This window comes from Lacrimispora struthionigena (assembly GCF_048627165.1).
Classification (GTDB): domain Bacteria; phylum Bacillota; class Clostridia; order Lachnospirales; family Lachnospiraceae; genus Lacrimispora.
In genome coordinates this window covers 1,909,644-1,930,055 of record NZ_JBMBWP010000002.1, presented here as the reverse complement: position 1 = coordinate 1,930,055, position 20,412 = coordinate 1,909,644, and the positions used below count along the sequence as shown (strand labels likewise).

Genomic DNA, 20,412 nt, shown 5'->3' with positions numbered 1-20,412 from the left:
AAAAAGTATGAAAGCATTTGTTTTAGTTGAACCGGGAGTAGTGGGATGGCATGATGCGCCAGAGCCCCAGCTTACGCCTTATGGGGCGATTCTTCGACCTGTAGCTGTAACACCCTGCTCCTCAGACGTTCATACCGTTTACGGCGGAGGTTCAAGAAAAGCTCCGAATCTTATTTTAGGCCATGAATGTGTGGCGGAGATTTTAGAAACCGGAGATCTGGTAAAAGATTTTAAGCCTGGAGAAATTGTTGCAGTTCCAGCCATTACACCGGACTGGAGAGCCATGGGCATTCAGGAAGGGAATTATAAGCATGCATCTGCTCCGTTTTCCGGCCATCAGCTGGGAAGATCCATTCCCGGCGTATTTTCGGAACGTTTTCTCATCCCAGATGCGGATACCACACTGGCAAAGATTCCTGAGGGAGTTACTCTGGAACAGGCTCTGATGTGTGTGGACGTTGTTACCACCGGTTTTACCGGAGCGGAATATGCAGATATTAAGTTTGGCGATACGGTAGTGGTTATGGGAATTGGCCCCATCGGTCTGATGGCTATTGAGGGCGCCAGACATTTGGGAGCAGCCCGGATCATTGCAGTGGGAACAAGACCTGTATGTACCAGCCTTGCTCTGGAATATGGGGCGAGTGAGGTCTTAAGCTATAAGAACGGCAATATCGTTGATCAGGTGATGGAACGGACCGGGGGTCTGGGCGCCGATGGCGTTATCATCTGCGGCGGCGGTGATGAAGTATTTACCCAGGCTGTTGATATGGCCAGATATGGAATTGGAACCATTTCCAACGTGAATTACTTTGGCGGTACCGGAAACCTGGGTTTCCCTAAATTTTCAGGGGGCAGGGGAATGGCCGGAAAAACCATTCATACGGAACTGGCAAAAGGCGGAAGAATCCGGATTGAACGCCTTTTAAAGATGATACAGTACGGCAGAATTAATCCTCAGAAGCTGGTGACCCATCACCTGCATGGACTGGATGAAGTGGAGACTGCGCTCCAGATGATGAAAGAAAAACCTGCAGATTTAATAAAAGTGATGGTTAAGACAGATGGGAAGTGAACAGATGAAAACAATAAGCATTGTAGTTCCCTGTTATAATGAGGAAGAAAACGTAGAAGCCATGTATCAGGCTATATCAGGCGTTTTTAAAAGGGAATTAAACAAATACCGTTATGAACTGATTTTTATTGATAATGATTCCGCGGACAGAACCAGAGAGATAATCCGTAATTTATGCTCAAAGGACCAGGGAGTAAAAGGAATCTTTAATGCCAAAAATTTTGGACAGTTCAACTCCCCATACTATGCCATGCTTCAGTCGGACGGCGACTGTACGATCTTGATGGCGGCAGACTTTCAGGACCCGGTGGAGATGATCCCCAGATACGTAAAGGAATGGGAAGACGGCTACAAAATCGTAATCGGAATTAAAAAGTCCAGCAAGGAAAGTAAGATTATGTACTGGCTGAGAAGCTGTTACTACAAGATGATTAAAAAACTGTCTGATGTGGAGCAGATCGAACATTTTACCGGATTTGGACTTTATGATAAAACATTTATTGCGGTTTTAAGACAGCTTGATGATCCCACTCCGTTCCTTCGGGGGATTGTGGCAGAACTTGGTTTCAAAAGAAAAGAAATTCCTTATGAGCAGCCCAAACGGCGGGCTGGGAAAACCAGCAATGATTTTTTTAAGCTCTATGATGCGGCAATGCTAAGCATTACTTCCTACACCAAGGTCGGACTTCGTCTGGCAACTATTTTCGGAAGCATCTGCTCCTGCGCCAGCATGATGGTAGCTCTTGTTTATCTGATTTTAAAGCTGATTTACTGGGACCGTTTCCCTGCTGGAATGGCGCCTCTCCTGATTGGCATGTGCTTTTTAGGATCCGTTCAGATATTTTTTATCGGTCTTGTAGGAGAGTACATTCTTTCCATCAATGCCCGCATCATGAAACGTCCTCTTGTGATTGAAGAAGAACGGATTAATTTTAATTGCGGTGCACAGGAAGATACAGATGAGGATCTGCTTCTTATGGCAGCCTCCATGGAGGATGGGAAACAGAGATGAAATATAAGATAGATGTTATGAGGATCCGTGACAATTCCATCGTATTAAACGGCTGGGTGATCGGAAAAACTCCGGAAGAAGAGGTACAGTTCCAGGTGCTTGATGAGCAGGATACCCCTGTGGAATTTAAATACGTACCGGTACGCAGAGACGATGTAAGCCAGATTTATTTTAAGAAGACAGTTGAAAAAGATCTTGGTTTTGATATCCGGATTCCTTATGTCAGGGACAGCAAAAAAGACCGGACTCTGGTGATTAAATGTGAAAACAAATCAGTGGCGGTAAAGCTGAATGCAGATATTATTGAAAAGCAGAACAGCTCTTCCCACAAAAAGTCAGCAAAATTAAAGAGTATGATGAATAAGCAGACCCTGCAGTCTGCCATGGATTTTCTTATGGAAAACGGACTCAAAGCTTTCGTGATTAAATCCAGACATAAGCTTCAGGGAATTGACAGCGATTACGATTATCCGGAATGGGTATCCCTTACAAAAACAACGGAGGAAGAACTGGCACAGCAGAAAGAGATGGTATTTGACTATATGCCAAAACTTTCCGTTGTCATACCTGCTTACAAAACACCGGAACGTTTCCTTTCTGCAATGCTTGATTCCCTTCTTGCCCAGACCTATACAAACTGGGAGGTCTGTGTGGCTGACGGAAGCCCGAAGGGGGAAGGTGTGGAGCGGGTATTAAAGCGCTATGCCATGAAGGATGAAAGGTTCCGTTATGTGATACTGGGAGAAAACAAGGGCATTTCAGGCAATACCAATGCTGCCATTGAGATGGCTACCGGTGATTTCATTGTTCTTGCAGATCATGACGATACTCTGGCGCCTGATGCACTATTTGAATGTGTAAAGGCCATTAATCAGGATCCTGAAATTGATGTAGTTTATACCGACGAAGATAAGCTTGATATCGACGGAGGAGAATTGTTTGAGCCTCATTTCAAACCTGATTTCAATCCGGATTTATTAACCAGTGTCAACTATATCTGCCATCTGTTTGTGGTAAACCATGAACTGCTTCTGGAAGTAGGATTATTTAAGGAAGAGTTTGACGGAGCCCAGGATTATGATTTTATTTTACGATGTACAGAGAAGGCAAGGAAAATCTGTCATATTCCAAAAGCACTTTACCACTGGCGGTGCCATCAGGATTCAACAGCAAGTAATCCGGAAAGCAAACTCTATGCTTTTGAAGCCGGTGCCAGAGCTGTGAAAGCCCATTATGACCGGTTGGGAATCCCTGTGAAGTCTGTTGAAAAGGGGATCGACTACGGCATCTACCACACAACATTTGAAATTACGGGAGACCCTCTGGTATCTGTGATTATTCCAAACAAGGATCACAGTGCAGACCTGGATTTATGCATGCGTTCCCTGATTGAAAAATCAACTTATAAAAATCTGGAATTCATTGTAGTGGAAAATAACAGCGCGGATCCGGCAACATTTGCCTACTATGAGAAGATTCAGAAAGAATTTGAATTTGTTCATGTTGTAACATGGGAAAGAGAATTCAATTATTCTGCCATTAATAATTTTGGTGTTACCTTTGCAAAGGGAGAGTACCTTTTGTTCTTAAATAACGATACGGAGCTGATTAATCCCGAGAGTATTGAAGAGATGTTAGGATACTGCCAGAGAGAAGATGTAGGAATTACAGGAGTACGGCTTCTGTATTCCGATGATACCATTCAGCATGCCGGAGTCGTTGTCGGATTCGGCGGAATCGCAGGCCACACCTTTATTGGTCTTCATAAGGCGGAGAGCAGTTATTTCAATCAGGCCATGTGTGCAAGAAATTACAGTGCGGTTACTGCAGCCTGTATGATGAGCAAGCGGTCCCTGTTTGATCAGGTGGGAGGATTTTCCGAAGACCTGGCGGTTGCATTTAATGACATTGATTACTGCATGAAGATTCGTTCCTTAAATAAACTGGTTGTTTACGTACCCTATGCTCTGTTCTATCATTATGAGTCAAAGTCCAGAGGACTGGAGGATACACCAGAAAAGGTGGAACGCTTCAACAGGGAGATCAGGAAATTTTCAGAAAAATGGCCGGATATTTTACGGGACGGTGATCCCTACTATAACCCCAATTTAACTCTTCGCAAATCCAATTTTGCACTGAGGGATTTGAAGAAAGAAAAAATAGGGGAACCCTATCAGTTAGAGGTTTAAGATGCAAAAGAAAGTAACAATCATTATTCCCAATTATAACGGATTAAAATTTATGGAACCCTGTTTTAAGGCCTTAAGAGCTCAAAGTGATCAGAACTTTGAGCTTCTTGTGGTGGATAACGGCTCCACTGACGGCAGTGTAAAATGGCTGGAAGACCATCAGATTCCCTCCATATTTTTAGAAGAGAATACGGGATTTTCCGGTGCAGTCAACATCGGAATCCGGGAATCAGTAACCCCCTATGTCATATTACTAAACAATGATACAGAGCCTCAGCCGGATTACGTAAAAGAGATGGTAAAAGCCATCGAGCGTTCTCCTAAGATATTCTCCGTCAGCAGTAAGATGATTCAGCTTTACCATAAAGATCTGATGGATGACGCCGGAGATATGTATAGCGTATTAGGCTGGGCCTATCAACGGGGGGTGGGACAAAAAAGCAGCGGGTATAATAAAGCCTGCCGTGTATTTTCTGCCTGTGCTGGCGCTGCCATTTACCGGAGAGACGTTTTTGATAAGATCGGAGGCTTTGATGAGGACCATTTCGCATATCTGGAGGATATCGATGTGGGATACCGGGCGAAGATCTTCGGCTACGAGAACTGGTATTGCCCCAAAGCTGTGGTTTACCATGTGGGGAGCGGAACCAGTGGTTCCAAATACAATTCCTTTAAAGTAAAACTGGCTGCAAGAAACAATCTTTATCTGAATTATAAAAATATGCCTCTGCTCCAGTTAATCCTGAATTTTCTTCCCATTCTGGCCGGAATGGCGGTAAAATATATGTTTTTCCGTCGGATTGGCTTCGCTTCTGATTATATAGAAGGAGTGAAGGAAGGGCTGAAAACTTTGAAAAAAACAAAGAAAGTCAGGTTTCAAATGTCCCGCCTTGGTAATTATATAAGAATTGAGGGAGAGCTGATATTGGGCACATTTCTCTATGTTTGGGAATTTATGAAAAGGAAACTAAAAATTGACAGGTCAATTTAAGAATATTTTAATGGCATCATATTGACATATCATGTATAATAAACGGGAAATTATCATGGAAGAGTATGGAGTCATGCAAGTAGGAAGGTTTTGCTGCTATGATTAAAGATAATCAAAAAAAATTTAATGGGTTTCATGTAGTACTGGATGGACTGGTTATAATTCTGTCTTATGTGATTGCCTGGCTGCTTCTTTTACTGGGAAACTGGTTCTTCAGTCCCTATAAGCAGGTTTTGCCACCTCAGTACTATTTTGCGGCGCTTCTCCTGATTTTGCCGACCTATCTGCTCCTCTACGGCATTTTCCAGCTGTATGCACCGAAGCGGGTTCAGGAAAGGCGTTACGAGTTTACTAATATCTTAAAAGCCAACGTACTGGGGCTTCTGCTTTTTACCCTCAGTCTGTTCCTGGTTAAGAAAAACCCGTATTTCAGTGAGTTTTCAACCAGACTGGTATTTTATTTCTTTGCTGTCAATGTCATATTGGAGACAGCGGAACGAAATTTAATCCGTATGGCCCTTCATTCCATGCGGACCAAGGGATACAATCAGAAGCATATCCTTCTGATCGGCTACAGCCGCGCAGCAGAAGGCTTTATTGAACGGGTGCGTATGAATCCTGAATGGGGCTATCAGATCAAAGGAATACTTGACAATAAGAAAGAATGGGGTTATGAGTTTAAAGGAATTCATGTCATAGGAAAGGTAAGTGACTTAGATGAGATACTTGCCCTCAATTCCCTTGACGAAATTGCCATTACCCTAAGCATCAGCGAATATGCGGATTTAGAACGGATTGTGGCTTCCTGTGAGAAATCAGGAGTTCACACCAAATTTATACCTGATTATAATAATATGATTCCCACAAGGCCTTACATCGAAGACCTCCAGGGGCTTCCTGTGGTCAACATCCGGCGTGTGCCGCTGACTGACCCGGTAAACGCCATGTTAAAACGGGCGGTAGACATATTCGGAGCAGCCTTTGCTCTTTTGGTCTTTTCGCCGATTATGCTTCTTACTGCCATATTAATCAAGCTTACTGCTCCCGGTCCTCTTATCTATAAGCAGGAGAGAGTCGGGCTTCACAACCGGTCATTCCATATGTACAAATTCCGGTCCATGGTGGTACAGGCTCCTTCAGAAGAGAAAATGAAGTGGACAACCAAACACGATTCCAGAGTTACCCCGGTGGGGCGTTTTATCAGAAAAACCAGTATTGATGAGATGCCGCAGTTTCTTAATGTATTAAGGGGAGATATGAGCCTGGTGGGTCCTAGACCCGAACGGCCTCTTTTTGTAGAAAAATTCAAAGAGGAAATCCCAAGGTACATGATTAAGCATCAGGTGCGCCCCGGAATCACAGGCTGGGCTCAGGTAAACGGCCTTCGGGGAGATACTTCCATTACAAAACGGATTGAACATGATCTTTATTATATTGAAAACTGGACACTGGGATTTGATATTAAGATCCTGTTCCTGACGATGTTCAAAGGTTTTATTAATAAAAATGCGTACTGATATCGGATACGACACAATTAGGATGAGGATAAGTAAATGAGAAATGATTTTGATGATGAATTAAACCGTGAAAGCTCACGAAAAGAAAGGCGCGGTTCTGATTCGAAGCCAGATTCTGCCAGCAGCAGCGGGCAGCCCATGTTTAAAGGACAATCATCAGCAGGCAGACAGCAGGCATCGGCAGGCACAACACGCAGACAGCCGGAAGACGCTGCCAGACCCCAAAGGACTGGTGCAAGGCAGCCGGAAGAGAACAGGGCCAGAACGAACATGGAACAGGAAAACCGCAGAAGCCGCGCCTCTAAAGAGGAAGGAAGAACACCTGCGAGAGATCAGATCGTGATCGGAGACGGTGCTTCCAGACAGCAGCCAAGAATTTCTCCTCAGGAGAAGGCCGCTGCAGCCAGCCGGTTAGCTGCTCATACAGAAAAAAAGAGACGGATCCGTAAATTCATAATCCTTGCAGTTGCAGAAATATTTACCCTCGCACTTATTTTCTCCTATGCATATGTGTCGAGACTCATGGGTTCGATCCAGAAGCCCGATAATTTTAATACAAATCAGGTACGTAACGAAGTGATGACTGCAGATCAGAAGAAGCATATGACCGGATATCGGACCATAGCAGTATTCGGTGTTGACAGCCGTGATGGTAATGTAAATAAAGGAACCAACGCCGATGTTATTATGCTTTGTAATATAAACAGAGGTACTGGAGAAATAAAAATTGTATCCATTTTCCGTGATACATATTTAAACATCAATGAAGGCAATACTTATAATAAGATTAATGCAGCCTATGCAAATGGCGGTGCTGCCCAGGCACTTGCAGCAATTAACAGAAACTTAGATTTGGATGTCACCGAGTATGTGACCTTCAACTGGAAGTCCGTGGCAGATGGAATTAACATGCTGGACGGCGTGGATATCGATATCAGCAAGGCAGAATTCCGTTATATCAACTCCTTTATTACAGAGACTGTTGAGAAAACCGGAGTTCCATCCGTTCATTTAAAATCAGCTGGTCTCAATCATTTAGATGGTGTTCAGGCCGTGGCCTACGCCAGACTCAGAAAGATGGATACAGACTTTGCAAGAACAGAGCGTCAGCGTCTTGTAATTCAGAAATCCTTTGAAAAGGCAAAGAAAGCGGATCTGGGTCTGCTTAACAGAATTCTTCTTATGGAAGTTGACCAGATCGGCTCTAATTTAACATTCAGTGATTTTACTGAACTGTTATTAGATATTGGTAAATATCACATTGGTGAAACAGGCGGCTTCCCATATGCCCGCGGCGATATGGACATAGGTAAAAAAGGTGACTGTGTAATTCCTCAGACATTGGAAACAAACGTGGTACAGCTGCATAAATTCCTTTTCGACAAGGACAGCTATGAACCCTCCGATATGGTGAAAAAGATCAGTGCCAAGATTGCGGCTGATTCCGGCATGTATAAGCAGGGAACAAGCGTGGATCATGTGCCCACTGACAAGGGATATGATGGCGGAGACAAAACCAAACCGGCGGTAAAGGAGACGAAGAGTACAGAGGCAGAAGAGACAAGCAAAGAGGAAACTGTGAGTGCCACTGACGAATTCGGAAACCCTGTAAAGACTACTGAAAGCTCTGAAAATGTCACAGGCCCCACAAAAGAAACCAAACCTAATGAAACCACCAAAGGCACTGGAAAACCGGGAGAGACAAAACCAACCACCTCAGGAACCACTGAGACAACGACTACATCGGCTGGACCTGGAACCAGCGAGACAACCAAGGCAGCTGTCCCGGAGGAAACAAAGACGACAGGTCCTGGTGAAGCTCCCACGAAACAGCAGACCGATACGGCTCCCACCACAGCAGCAACAGCTCCAGGGGGCAATACAGATACTGTTGTAGTTCCTGCACCTCCAGTCAATTAAACTTAAAATAAAATACAGAATCCCTGCACACAGCGCTTTGTAAAAAAGCTGTTTTTGCAGGGATTTTTTCAATTCACATATTCAATATAGATTTATCACAGAATGGTCACATTTCATTGGTAGACTTTGTTTATCAGATGAGATAACAAACATACATGAAAGGAGATTGATGTTATGTATGACGAAAATGACAATATTGAAACAGGCCGGGTAAACCCGGAAGCCAATAAAGAAGAAACCGTAACAACCAATTTTATAATGAGAGATCCGGAACCGGAAAAGGAACAGTCTCAGAACACCATTCCCCATTATCAGGAATACCGTTATCAGAGAACACCGGACCAGACCCCTTATGAGGAAGAAGGAAAGAAACGGAAAAAAGGCAATTTCGGAAAAAAGGCAGCAGCAGTTGTTGGAAGTGCTCTGGTCTTTGGAATCGTTGCCGGCAGTACCATTGTGGGAATCAACTGGGCAGCAGGCTCCTATGCTCAAAATAAATCAGTAGAGATAAGCCGTGCGGAAACCCTTCCCACAACATCAGGAAACAACTCACTTCCCGCTTCCAATACATCCAGTATATCCACAATCAATGACGTTTCCCCTATCGTTGACAAAGCAATGCCATCGGTAGTTGCCATTACAAGCAAGGTGGTCTATGAAAGCCAGACATGGTTTGGCCCCATGCAGCAGGAAGGAGAAGGAAGCGGTTCCGGAATCGTTGTTGGCAAAAACGACGATGAGCTTTTAATTGTCACCAACAACCACGTGGTTCAGGGAGCCAAGGAGTTAAAAGTTACCTTTATTGATCAGACAGCAGTAGATGCAGCCATTAAAGGAACCGATGCAGACAGTGACTTGGCAGTGATAGCAGTTCCATTAAAAAATATCTCCTCTGACACATTATCCAAAATAGCCATTGCTTCACTTGGAAAATCCGAAACATTAAAAGTAGGTCAGGGCGTTATTGCCATCGGTAATGCACTTGGATACGGCCAGTCTGTAACCGTAGGTTATATCAGTGCACTTGACCGTGCTGTACAGACCGAAGACGGAACAAACCGTGATCTGCTTCAGACCGATGCAGCCATTAACCCAGGTAACAGCGGCGGCGCACTTTTAAATATGCAGGGAGAAGTAATCGGCATTAACTCAGCCAAATATTCCTCTACAGAAGTAGAAGGTATGGGATACGCCATTCCAATCTCCAAAGCCCAGACAATCATAGATGGTCTCATAACCAAGAAGACCAGAACTCAGGTTGCAGACAATGATCAGGGTTATTTAGGAATCCAGTGCAAGAACATTGACTCCACCACCAGCCAGCAGCTGGGTATGCCTCAGGGTGTATTTATCTACAAAATTGTAGAAGGCGGAGCAGCTTCCCAGTCAGATCTTCGTGAAAAAGACATCATCACCAAATTCGACGGACAGGGAATCAAAACCTATGATGACTTAACCAGCATGCTCAAATACTATGCAGGAGGAACAAAAGTATCCCTGACTGTACAGTCCCTGGAAAACGGCCAGTATGTAGAACGTAACGTTGACATCACCCTGGGCAAAAAGCCAGCAGACGCCAATCAGCAATAACAAATAAAAAATCAGACTCCCGGAATCCTCAGAGGAATTCCGGGAGTTTTCCATTTCATTAAAAAACTCTAAACTGTCTGTCTCCTCTTGTACGACTCTTTTAAATGCTTTATAATAATCTGATATACAGTATAGAATTACAGACAAAAGGAGATTATACTTTGAACGATAAAGATTTTCTGGAGGAGAAGATGGAAGACGACAAGATCCAAAACTCTGATATTGATAAAGAAAAAAAAGAAGACGAATCAGAATACGAAAAAATATGTTACGTATGCCGCAGACCAGAAAGCAAGGCAGGTTCCATGGTATCCATGCCAGGAGGCATGAACTTATGCCACGACTGTATGCAGAAAGCCTTTGATTCCGTCACTCAGGGAGGCCTTGACCTAAGCAAGCTCCCCGGAATGCCCTACATGAACTTAAACCTCAACGATCTGGGAAGCCTAAACAAAGATCTGGAGATTCCCAAAAAACAAAAAATCAAAAAAAGATCCGACAAAGAGCCCAAAAAACAGCTGGAACGAAAAGACATCCCGGCTCCCCATACCGTCCGTCAGAAGCTTGACGAATACATCATCGGCCAGGAGCAGGCGAAAAAAGCCATATCCGTGGCGGTCTACAATCACTATAAGCGGGTATACCTTGCAGACACAGCCCAGAACGACGAAGATGCCGTCCAAATCGAGAAATCCAACATTCTCATGATCGGGCCAACCGGCAGCGGCAAGACCTATCTGGTAAAGACACTGGCCAGACTCCTGGATGTCCCCCTTGCAATCGCAGATGCCACCTCCTTGACAGAGGCCGGATACATTGGCGATGACATTGAAAGCGTAGTATCAAAGCTTCTTTCTGCCGCTGACAACGATGTAGAGCGTGCAGAACGTGGAATCATCTTCATCGATGAAATTGACAAAATTGCAAAAAAGAAGAATACCAGCAGCAGAGATGTAAGCGGCGAGTCCGTCCAGCAGGAACTATTAAAGTTACTGGAAGGAAGCACCGTAGAAGTCCCTGTAGGTGCAAACCAGAAGAATGCCATGACCCCCATGACAACCGTACGCACCGAGAACATCCTGTTCATCTGCGGCGGAGCCTTCCCAGATCTGGAGGATATCATCAAAGAGCGCCTGAAAGAAAAGACCTCCATAGGATTTTCCTCCGAATTAAAAGACAAGTACGACAAGGATGCCAACATACTCTCCCGTGTAACCAACGAAGACCTAAAAAAATTCGGAATGATACCCGAGTTTCTCGGACGACTCCCCATCACAGTCACCCTGGAGACCTTAACCAAAGAACTATTAGTCCGGGTATTAAACGAGCCAAGGAATGCCATATTAAAACAGTACCAGAAGCTTTTAGAGCTGGACGAAGTAAAACTGGTATTTGAAGACGAAGCCCTGGAATGGATTGCCGAGGAAGCACTGAAAAAAAAGACCGGTGCAAGAGCCCTGCGTGCCATCATAGAAAGCTTCATGCTGGACATCATGTATGAGATTCCCAAAGACCCCAACATCGGTTCCGTGATCATCACCAGAGCTTACTTAGACAAAAACGGAGGCCCTCTCATCCAGATGAGAGGATAAGAAGAAAGGAGAGTGAAACATGCTATATATCGGTATCATAGGTATCCTTGCGGCTCTCGACTTATTCATCAAGCAGGCCATAGAACAGCAAAGCGAATCAGACTTCCCCAAAGAATTACAGAAAAGCGGCGGTAAGATTCTTCTGTACAAAAATCACAATCCGGGCTTTTCCTTTGGCTATTTAAAAGACCACCCGGAACTTGTTTCCATGATTCCCCTTGCAGTTGCCTCCTTCATTGGAGGAATGTTAGCATGCCTCTTAAAAAGCAAAGGAAAAACTGCAGAAAAGCTTGCCTTCTCCATAGCCCTTGGAGGAGCGGTCAGCAATCTGTACGACCGTCTGGTTCGTCATTACGTAGTAGACTATTTCAGTATTCAGTATGGCAAGCTAAAAAAAGTAGTCTTTAATCTGGGCGATTTCTTCATCTTTCTGGGTGCTGGTCTCATCATCATAATTGAAACCATACGTGCATTCAAAGAGCGCTAAACCAAAAAAAACGGCTGTCTTCTTGACACAGCCGTTTTTCTATTGTACAATCATTCATAAAATATAAAAAAACAGGAGTTGATTTTTTTGGATTCGAGTGACTATATACAGTTGCTTACGTTAATTTTATTAGTTTCATTATCAGCATTTTTCTCATCCGCTGAGACAGCATTTACAACGGTGAACCGGATCAGGGTCAGGACACTGGCAGAAGCAGGCAACAAGAATGCCATCACGCTTACGAAGATACTGGAGAACCAGGGGAAGATGCTCAGCGCGATTCTTGTAGGGAACAATGTGGTTAACTTAACCGCCTCTTCCATGTCCACTACGTTGGTCATGAGTATCTGGGGGAATAAGGCAATCAGTATTGGGACCGGCATTCTGACACTTGTAATTCTGGTTTTCGGTGAAATTTCCCCTAAGACCATTTCAACCTTATATTCCGAAACGATTGCTTTAAAATATGCAAAAATCATCTACGCATTTATGACAATCATGACACCAGTCATCTACGTAGTGCACATCCTCTCCTCCAGCTTTTTGCGTTTCATCCACGTGAACCCCAACAAAAAGCAGGATTCCATTACAGAAGATGAACTAAGAACCATTGTAGATGTAAGCCATGAAGAGGGCGTAATTGAATCAGAAGAAAGAAAGATGATTAACAATGTATTTGATTTCGGTGACTCCGTAGCCAGGGATATCATGATACCTCGTATTGACATGACCTTAGTAGACGTAAATGCCACATACGAAGAGCTGATCGATATTTTCCGCGAGGAGATGTACACCAGAATTCCTGTATATGAAGAAACCAATGACAATGTAATTGGAATCATCAACATGAAAGACCTTCTTTTAACCGATAACAGCACCGATTTTAACATCCGTGATTTCCTAAGAGAGCCCCTCTATACATATGAGTACAAAAAAACAGCTGAACTCATGATAGAGATGCGCCAGACCTGTAACAACGTGGTTATCGTCCTGGACGAATACGGAGCGACAGCCGGCATGATCACTCTGGAAGATTTACTGGAGGAGATTGTAGGAGAGATCCGGGACGAATACGATGAAGACGAAGAGAACGAGCTGGTAGAAGTAGCCCCCCAGGAATACCTTGTAGAAGGCTCCATGAAACTAGACGATTTAAACGACAGGCTTGGTCTGGAACTGGAATCAGAGGACTACGATTCCATAGCGGGCTTAATCATCGGACTTTTAGACCGTCTACCCGAGCAGGGAGAAGAAGTGATTTACGGTGATATCAGGCTGGTAGTAGAAGCCCTGGATAAGAATCGAATTGATAAAGTGAGAATGTATCTGGGAGTTGAAGAAGCAGGACAGACCAAGAGGGACTGAGACGGAGTTTCGGCGGGAGAACTTCTAAGACCGGACAGGCACAAAAAACATGGGATCGGAAACACTTCACCCGAATTTCTGAAAGAAATTCGCGCTCAGGGTTTCCTCGGAAATTGGCTTTGAAGCCAGTTTCCGCCCATGTTTTTTGCACCTCTCCGGCCTAAGAAGTTCTAACCCCGCCTCCAAACCGTCTCCGCCCCTCTTGGTCTGTCCTGTTTCCAGCGACGCATCAGGCCCCTCCACTGTTAAAAGAACTCCTCCACGTCATCAATCCTAACGAAGTAAAGGTGCTTATTTCACCTTTTCGTCCGCGACGTTTTTTCCCAGATGGAGAAGCAGTGTTGAACAGAAAATGAGGAGTCCGGTCCCCGGATAAAGCGATTTGTGGAGGGCGTCGATAGGTGTTAGGGAGAGGAAGTGCAAAAATGAGGACAAAAAACGGACTCACAAAGTCCGTTTTTTAGGCGCCCTGAGTCGGGTTTTCATCAAGAAAACCTGACGAATGGTGCCGGTGTCCTTATTTTTGTGCTTTCTCTCCCTTACACCTATCCCGTCCGAAACCATGAGCGTATCCGGGGACCGGACTCCTCATTTTCCGCCAGCCCCCATAACTCCCCATCTCTAAACCAACCGTCCCCCACTAACTAAGCATCCCCCCCGCAGTCCCACTAGCTGCGCAGATCGCCATCGTAGTCAGTATCTGATTCATCGACCCGTTAATCCCTCTGTTCAGCATAAAGGAAACTGCCAGCAGCACAAGGAAATACAAAAGACCCAGTAGCAGGCCCCAGAAGAATCTCCTTTGCTTAATGCTCTTCCCCATGAGAATCCCTCCAAAGAGACAGGTGATTACGTATACTGCATTGACACCCAGCCGGATCTGACCTTCCTTCAGCCGGAATCTATAAAGCGCTAAGGCCAGGATCACCAGCAGGACTCCGGTCAGTATGTAGGTGACAAGCAGATTTCTAAGTGTGACCTGAAGCTTTGATTTTTCCATGTTTTTTCTCCTTATGTCTTGTCTTCTGGTTCAGTATATTCGTCCATCAGGGAGGATATTCGAATATATTGGCGGTTGAAAAAAATGTTTCGCCACCTCCCTGAGGGGGCAATTCATCTTGCACTGGTTAAAAACATGTGGTATAATCTCAAAGAATTAGGCAAATACAGGAGGTGTAAGTTTATGAAACACGTAAAAACATTAAGTTCCAGTACATTAAAAGAATCTATGAAAAAAGGCGGCTGCGGTGAGTGCCAGACTTCCTGTCAGTCAGCTTGTAAAACATCCTGTACAGTAGGTAACCAGAGCTGCGAAAACAGCAATCGCTAGTATAAAACTGTATAGTACAGCCATAAGGCAGATAAGCACATGCCCCTACGGTCGTTAGACGGTAGGGGTTGCTTCGCTTGTCTGCTAAATATGATTATGGGTTTAAATCTTAATTAAGGAGAATACAAGTGATCCATCAATATATTAATAACGGCTTCCATATTATTATGGATGTCAACAGCGGGTCTGTTCATTCCGTTGATCCGGTTATGTATGATGCTGTAAAGATTGCAGCACCGCTGGTGCCAGATATGGACAAGGCCGCAGCGCTTCCAAAGGAAGCGGAGGAGAAAGTGCTTTTAGAGCTTTTAAGTACCTATGAAGAGGCTGAGGTGAGAGAGGCTCTGGAAGAAATTCAGTTTCTGATCGATGAAGGGGAACTGTTTACCAAGGATATTTACCATGATTATGTGGTTGATTTTAAAAAGAGAAAGACCGTTGTGAAGGCTCTTTGCCTGCATATTGCTCATGACTGCAACCTTGCTTGCAAGTACTGCTTTGCGGAAGAAGGAGAGTATCATGGACGCCGTGCGCTGATGTCATTTGAGGTTGGTAAGAAGGCACTGGATTTTCTGATTGCCAATTCCGGTAACCGTAAGAATCTGGAAGTGGACTTTTTTGGCGGCGAACCGCTGATGAACTGGGATGTTGTAAAACAACTTGTTGAATACGGGCGCTCAAAAGAGAAAGAATATAATAAGAACTTCCGTTTTACCATGACTACCAACGGCGTGCTTTTAAATGATGAGATTATGGAATACTGCAATCGGGAAATGAGCAATGTGGTGTTGAGTCTTGATGGACGGAAGGAAGTTAATGATCAGATGCGTCCGTTCCGGAACGGGAAGGGAAGCTATGAGCTGATCGTTCCTAAATTTCAGAAGTTCGCAAAGCTGAGAGGGGAAAAGGATTATTATATCCGGGGTACGTTTACACGGAATAATATGGATTTTGCCAAAGATGTTCTGGAGTTTGCAGATCTTGGGTTTGAGAGCATGTCCATTGAACCGGTTGTGGCTCAGGATGAAGAGGATTATTCTATCAGACAGGAAGATATTCCGGCTATTTTAGAGGAGTATGATAAGCTGGCTGTTGAGTATATTAAGAGACAGAAGGAAGGAAAAGGATTTAATTTCTTCCACTTTAATATTGATCTGACTCAGGGACCCTGTGTGGCCAAGAGATTGTCTGGCTGCGGTTCAGGGACCGAATATCTGGCGGTTACGCCATGGGGTGATTTCTATCCATGCCACCAATTTGTCGGAGAAGAAGAATTTCTTCTGGGCAATGTAGATACAGGTGTGACAAACACACAGATCCGCGATGAATTTAAACTTTGCAACGTTTATGCAAAAGACAAATGCCGGGATTGCTTCGCAAGGTTTTATTGCAGCGGGGGCTGTGCAGCTAACTCCTATAATTTTCATGGAAGCATTACGGATGCGTATGATACCGGCTGCGAGATGCAGAAGAAACGGATTGAGTGTGCGATCATGATTAAGGCAGCATTGGCTGAAGAATAAGACTGAAAGTTTCAGCTTTCAGACTTAAACTTGTTTTAATCCAAAAGTGAAGGAGAAAAGTCATGAAAAGTAACAAAGGCAAGGGCCTGTTAGGGCTGATTTTTGCACTGGTGATGGTTGGTTTATTCGGTTATTTTGGATATACTACCATGGGTGACATTAAGCTTGGACTTGATCTGGCGGGGGGCGTCAGCATTACCTATCAGGCAAAAGAAGAAAAACCAAGTGAAGAGGACATGAAGGATACCATCTACAAGCTGCAGCAGAGAGTTCAAAACTACAGCACTGAGGCAGAGGTATATCAGGAGGGTGACAACCGTATTAACGTTGATATCCCTGGCGTTTCAGATGCTAATGCAATTCTTGAAGAACTTGGAAAACCTGGTTCCTTGACATTTACAGATGAAGCTGGAAAAGTTATTTTAAATGGTAATCAGGTGTCTACTGCAAAACCTGTTATTACTGAGAATAACGGCATCAAGCAATATATGGTAGATTTAACGTTTACTGATGACGGAAAAAAAGTATTTGGTGATGCGACTACTGCCAATGTTGGGAAACGAATTGCGATTATCTATGACGGAAAGATGTACTCAAATCCAGTTGTTCAGGAACCAATTACCCAGGGTCAGTGTCAGATCAGCGGAATGAGCTCTTATGAGGAAGCGGAAACACTGGCTTCTACCATTCGTATTGGATCTCTTTCTCTCGAACTGGAAGAATTACGTTCCAATGTAGTGGGTGCAAAACTGGGACAGGAAGCCATCAGTACCAGCTTAAAGGCAGGTGCAATTGGATTTGCCATTGTGGCTGTATTTATGATTCTAGTTTATTTGCTTCCAGGAGTTGCTTCTGTTATCGCACTGTCTATTTATGTAGGCGTGATCTTAATTTTGTTAGAGGCGTTTGAGGTAACTCTTACTCTTCCTGGTATTGCAGGTATTATTCTGTCCATTGGTATGGCGGTGGATGCAAACGTAATTATTTTTACCCGTATCAAAGAAGAGATCGGATTTGGAAAAAATGTAAAAAGTGCCATCGAGGCAGGCTTTCATAAAGCGTTGTCTGCAATCATCGATGGAAATGTTACAACATTAATTGCAGCAGCTGTGCTGTTCTGGAGAGGATCCGGTACAGTAAAAGGCTTTGCTTCCACACTAGCCATTGGTATCGTACTTTCCATGATAACTGCACTGTTTGTGACAAAGTTCGTATTAAACAGTCTGTTTAAACTGGGATTTGAAAATGAAAAAATGTATGGTATCAAAAAGGATAGAAAGCCCATCGATTTTGTTTCAAAGCGTATGATCTGGTTTTCTGCCTCCCTCATTGTTATTGTTATTGGTCTTGCATGGCTTGGAGTGAATCGGTCCCAGACTGGAAGTATTTTAAATTACAGCATGGAGTTTAAAGGCGGTACTTCCACAAATGTTACATTTAATGAAGACATGACTCTGGAAAAAATCTCTTCCGATGTAGTTCCGGTGGTTGAGCAGATTACCAAAGATGCCGATGTACAGACTCAGAAGGTAGCAGGTACAAACGAAGTTATTATTAAGACAAGAACATTAACTGTGGATGAGAGAGAAGCGCTTAATAAATCCATGGTAGAGCATTTTGGAGTAGAATCAGAGAAGATCACTGCAGAGAGTATTTCCGGAGCAATCAGCCAGGAAATGAAGCGTGATGCAATTGTGGCTGTTATTATAGCTACCATCTGTATGCTTCTGTATATCTGGTTCCGGTTTAAGGATATCCGGTTTGCAAGCAGTGCGGTACTGGCACTGGTTCATGATGTGCTTGTTGTACTTGCTTTTTATGCAATCTTAAAATGGTCTGTAGGTTCTACATTTATTGCCTGCATGCTTACGATTGTAGGTTATTCTATCAACGCTACCATTGTTATTTTTGACCGTATCCGTGAAAACTTAAAGACTCAGAGTAAGCTGGAGCTTGCTGAGATCGTTAACTTAAGTATCACTCAGACCTTTACCAGAAGTATTAATACTTCTCTTACCACATTTGTTATGGTATTTGTTCTGTTTATTATGGGAGTTTCCTCCATTCGGGAGTTTGCCCTTCCGCTCATGGTGGGTATTGTATGCGGTACCTATTCTTCCGTATGCATCACAGGATCCCTGTGGTATATTATGACTGTGAATAAGGGTAAGAAGAATTCTGGTGTGAAAGCAACTGCGAAAAAAAGCAAAAAATAAAAGTAAGGAATTGTAAATGAACTATAAAATCATTGCAAAAGACGGACGTGCAAAACGGGCGGAAGTGACTACGGTGCATGGAACAATCCAGACGCCGGTGTTTATGAATGTGGGAACGGTAGCTGCCATTAAAGGGGCTGTGTCCACCGATGATCTCAGGGAAATTAAAACCCAGGTGGAGCTTTCCAATACCTATCATCTTCATGTGCGTACAGGCGACCGGTTAATAAAGGAGTTTGGCGGTCTTCACCAGTTTATGAACTGGGACCGCCCCATTCTTACAGACTCTGGCGGCTTTCAGGTGTTTTCTCTGACTGGACTCAGGAAGATTAAGGAAGAGGGTGTGTACTTCCAGTCCCATATTGACGGACACAAGATCTTTATGGGTCCGGAAGAGAGCATGCAGATCCAGTCCAATCTGGCATCTACCATTGCTATGGCATTTGATGAATGCCCTCCTCATCCGGCTACCAGGGAATATATGCAAAACAGTGTGGACCGTACCACCAGATGGCTGGAGAGGTGCAGGAAAGAGATGGCAAGGTTAAATGAGCTGCCTGATACCATTAATAAAGATCAGCTGCTCTTTGGTATTAATCAGGGCGGAACGTTTGAAGATATCAGAATTGCTCATGCCAAAACCATATCTGCCATGGATCTTGATGGATATGCTCTGGGCGGTCTCGCAGTAGGAGAGAGCCACTCGGAGATGTACCGGATTCTTGATGAGACGGTTCCTTATCTGCCTGAGAATAAGCCCACTTATCTCATGGGAGTCGGAACTCCGGCCAATATCCTGGAGGCTGTTGATCGGGGCGTGGATTTCTTTGACTGTGTTTATCCGTCAAGAAACGGCCGTCACGGCCACGTTTATACAAACCATGGAAAATTAAATTTATTTAATTCCAAATTTGAACTGGATCATAAGCCGATTGAAGAAGGGTGCCAGTGCCCCACCTGCCGTTCCTACAGCAGAGCTTACATCAGGCATTTATTAAAAGCGAAAGAAATGCTGGGCATGAGATTATGTGTCTTGCATAATCTGTATTTTTATAATACAATGATGGAAGAGATTCGCGAAGCAATCGAGAATCACCGTTATGGAGAGTATAAGGAGAGGAAACTGTCCGGCATGATGGCCGGCGATTCCCAGGCATAAGGCCCCCTTTTAGGACAGGCAGACGGCAGATCGATATTTAAGGAGGAAACGGTTATGTTATTAGCAACAGGCGGTACAATGGGCATGGGTTTCTGGGTAATTTACATTGCAGTAATCTTTGGCTTCATGTATTTTATTGCGATCAGACCACAGAAGAAAGAGAAAAAAAGACAGCAGGAGATGTTCGCCAGTATTGCAGTTGGTGACAGTATATTAACCAGCAGCGGATTTTACGGAGTTATTATCGATATGACTGATGATACCGTTATCGTTGAATTCGGCAATAACAAAAACTGCAGAATTCCTATGCAGAAGTCACAAATTGCACAGGTTGAAAAGCCAGAAGCATAAAAATTATTACCCGGAAAAGGATTTCTTTTTCCGGGTTTTTTCTATACGGGGTTGACAGGTGCATTTCTATGAGATATACTTCAAAAGTAAACGGT

The 20,412-nt window shown here is 43.9% G+C and carries 16 protein-coding genes; 15 read left to right on the top strand and 1 reads right to left on the bottom strand.

Annotation, left to right across the window (positions count from 1 at the left end):
• Window positions 1-7 precede the first annotated feature (7 nt).
• The 10 genes from ACOAOT_RS18095 to ACOAOT_RS18050 all read left to right on the top strand — a co-directional run bounded on the left by ACOAOT_RS18095 (window position 8) and on the right by ACOAOT_RS18050 (window position 13,738).
• On the top strand, window positions 8-1,075 hold the full coding sequence (locus ACOAOT_RS18095; protein WP_420218244.1) for a zinc-binding dehydrogenase: 1,068 nt from the start codon (window positions 8-10) through the stop codon (window positions 1,073-1,075).
• 4 nt (window positions 1,076-1,079) lie between these two features.
• The gene (locus ACOAOT_RS18090) at window positions 1,080-2,087 is read left to right on the top strand and encodes a glycosyltransferase family 2 protein (RefSeq protein WP_420218243.1); all 1,008 of its coding nucleotides are present in this window, start codon (window positions 1,080-1,082) and stop codon (window positions 2,085-2,087) included.
• Entirely contained in the window at window positions 2,084-4,276 is a 2,193-nt protein-coding gene (locus ACOAOT_RS18085; protein ID WP_420218242.1) for a glycosyltransferase family 2 protein, read from the top strand. The genes ACOAOT_RS18090 and ACOAOT_RS18085 overlap by 4 nt, the downstream gene beginning before the upstream one ends.
• Before the next feature lies 1 nt (window position 4,277).
• Complete coding sequence (locus ACOAOT_RS18080; protein ID WP_420218241.1) at window positions 4,278-5,267, top strand: glycosyltransferase family 2 protein; 990 nt, start codon at window positions 4,278-4,280, stop codon at window positions 5,265-5,267.
• 98 nt (window positions 5,268-5,365) lie between these two features.
• Entirely contained in the window at window positions 5,366-6,784 is a 1,419-nt protein-coding gene (locus tag ACOAOT_RS18075; RefSeq protein WP_420218240.1) for an undecaprenyl-phosphate glucose phosphotransferase, read from the top strand.
• Between the two features lie 36 nt (window positions 6,785-6,820).
• Window positions 6,821-8,704 carry an LCP family protein gene (locus ACOAOT_RS18070; protein ID WP_420218239.1) on the top strand — a complete coding sequence of 628 codons (1,884 nt, stop codon included), beginning with the start codon at window positions 6,821-6,823 and terminating at the stop codon, window positions 8,702-8,704.
• Window positions 8,705-8,878: 174 nt separating this feature from the next.
• Window positions 8,879-10,294 (top strand): S1C family serine protease, encoded by a 1,416-nt coding sequence (locus ACOAOT_RS18065; RefSeq protein WP_420218238.1) that lies wholly within the window; start codon window positions 8,879-8,881, stop codon window positions 10,292-10,294.
• 191 nt (window positions 10,295-10,485) lie between these two features.
• Entirely contained in the window at window positions 10,486-11,886 is a 1,401-nt protein-coding gene (clpX, locus tag ACOAOT_RS18060; RefSeq protein WP_420219448.1) for an ATP-dependent Clp protease ATP-binding subunit ClpX, read from the top strand.
• Between the two features lie 19 nt (window positions 11,887-11,905).
• Window positions 11,906-12,373, top strand: coding sequence for a signal peptidase II (locus tag ACOAOT_RS18055; RefSeq protein WP_420218237.1), 468 nt, complete (start codon window positions 11,906-11,908; stop codon window positions 12,371-12,373).
• Window positions 12,374-12,460: 87 nt separating this feature from the next.
• The gene (locus ACOAOT_RS18050; protein WP_420218236.1) at window positions 12,461-13,738 is read left to right on the top strand and encodes an HlyC/CorC family transporter; all 1,278 of its coding nucleotides are present in this window, start codon (window positions 12,461-12,463) and stop codon (window positions 13,736-13,738) included.
• A gap of 640 nt (window positions 13,739-14,378) precedes the next feature.
• Here the strand turns inward: ACOAOT_RS18050 and ACOAOT_RS18045 are convergent.
• The gene (locus ACOAOT_RS18045) at window positions 14,379-14,738 is read right to left on the bottom strand and encodes a TIGR04086 family membrane protein (protein WP_170824178.1); all 360 of its coding nucleotides are present in this window, start codon (window positions 14,736-14,738) and stop codon (window positions 14,379-14,381) included.
• Between the two features lie 183 nt (window positions 14,739-14,921).
• Here ACOAOT_RS18045 and scfA point away from each other — a divergent pair, with 183 nt between their 5' ends.
• From scfA to yajC, 5 genes are all read left to right on the top strand, one after another.
• Complete coding sequence (gene scfA / locus ACOAOT_RS18040) at window positions 14,922-15,068, top strand: six-cysteine ranthipeptide SCIFF (protein ID WP_097003442.1); 147 nt, start codon at window positions 14,922-14,924, stop codon at window positions 15,066-15,068.
• Between the two features lie 128 nt (window positions 15,069-15,196).
• On the top strand, window positions 15,197-16,591 hold the full coding sequence (scfB, locus tag ACOAOT_RS18035) for a thioether cross-link-forming SCIFF peptide maturase (RefSeq protein WP_420218235.1): 1,395 nt from the start codon (window positions 15,197-15,199) through the stop codon (window positions 16,589-16,591).
• 62 nt (window positions 16,592-16,653) lie between these two features.
• The gene (gene secD, locus ACOAOT_RS18030; RefSeq protein WP_420218234.1) at window positions 16,654-18,807 is read left to right on the top strand and encodes a protein translocase subunit SecD; all 2,154 of its coding nucleotides are present in this window, start codon (window positions 16,654-16,656) and stop codon (window positions 18,805-18,807) included.
• A gap of 16 nt (window positions 18,808-18,823) precedes the next feature.
• Window positions 18,824-19,966 carry a tRNA guanosine(34) transglycosylase Tgt gene (gene tgt / locus ACOAOT_RS18025; protein WP_420218233.1) on the top strand — a complete coding sequence of 381 codons (1,143 nt, stop codon included), beginning with the start codon at window positions 18,824-18,826 and terminating at the stop codon, window positions 19,964-19,966.
• Between the two features lie 54 nt (window positions 19,967-20,020).
• Window positions 20,021-20,317, top strand: a complete 297-nt coding sequence (gene yajC / locus ACOAOT_RS18020) for a preprotein translocase subunit YajC (protein WP_104434514.1) — start codon at window positions 20,021-20,023, stop codon at window positions 20,315-20,317.
• Window positions 20,318-20,412 lie beyond the last annotated feature (95 nt).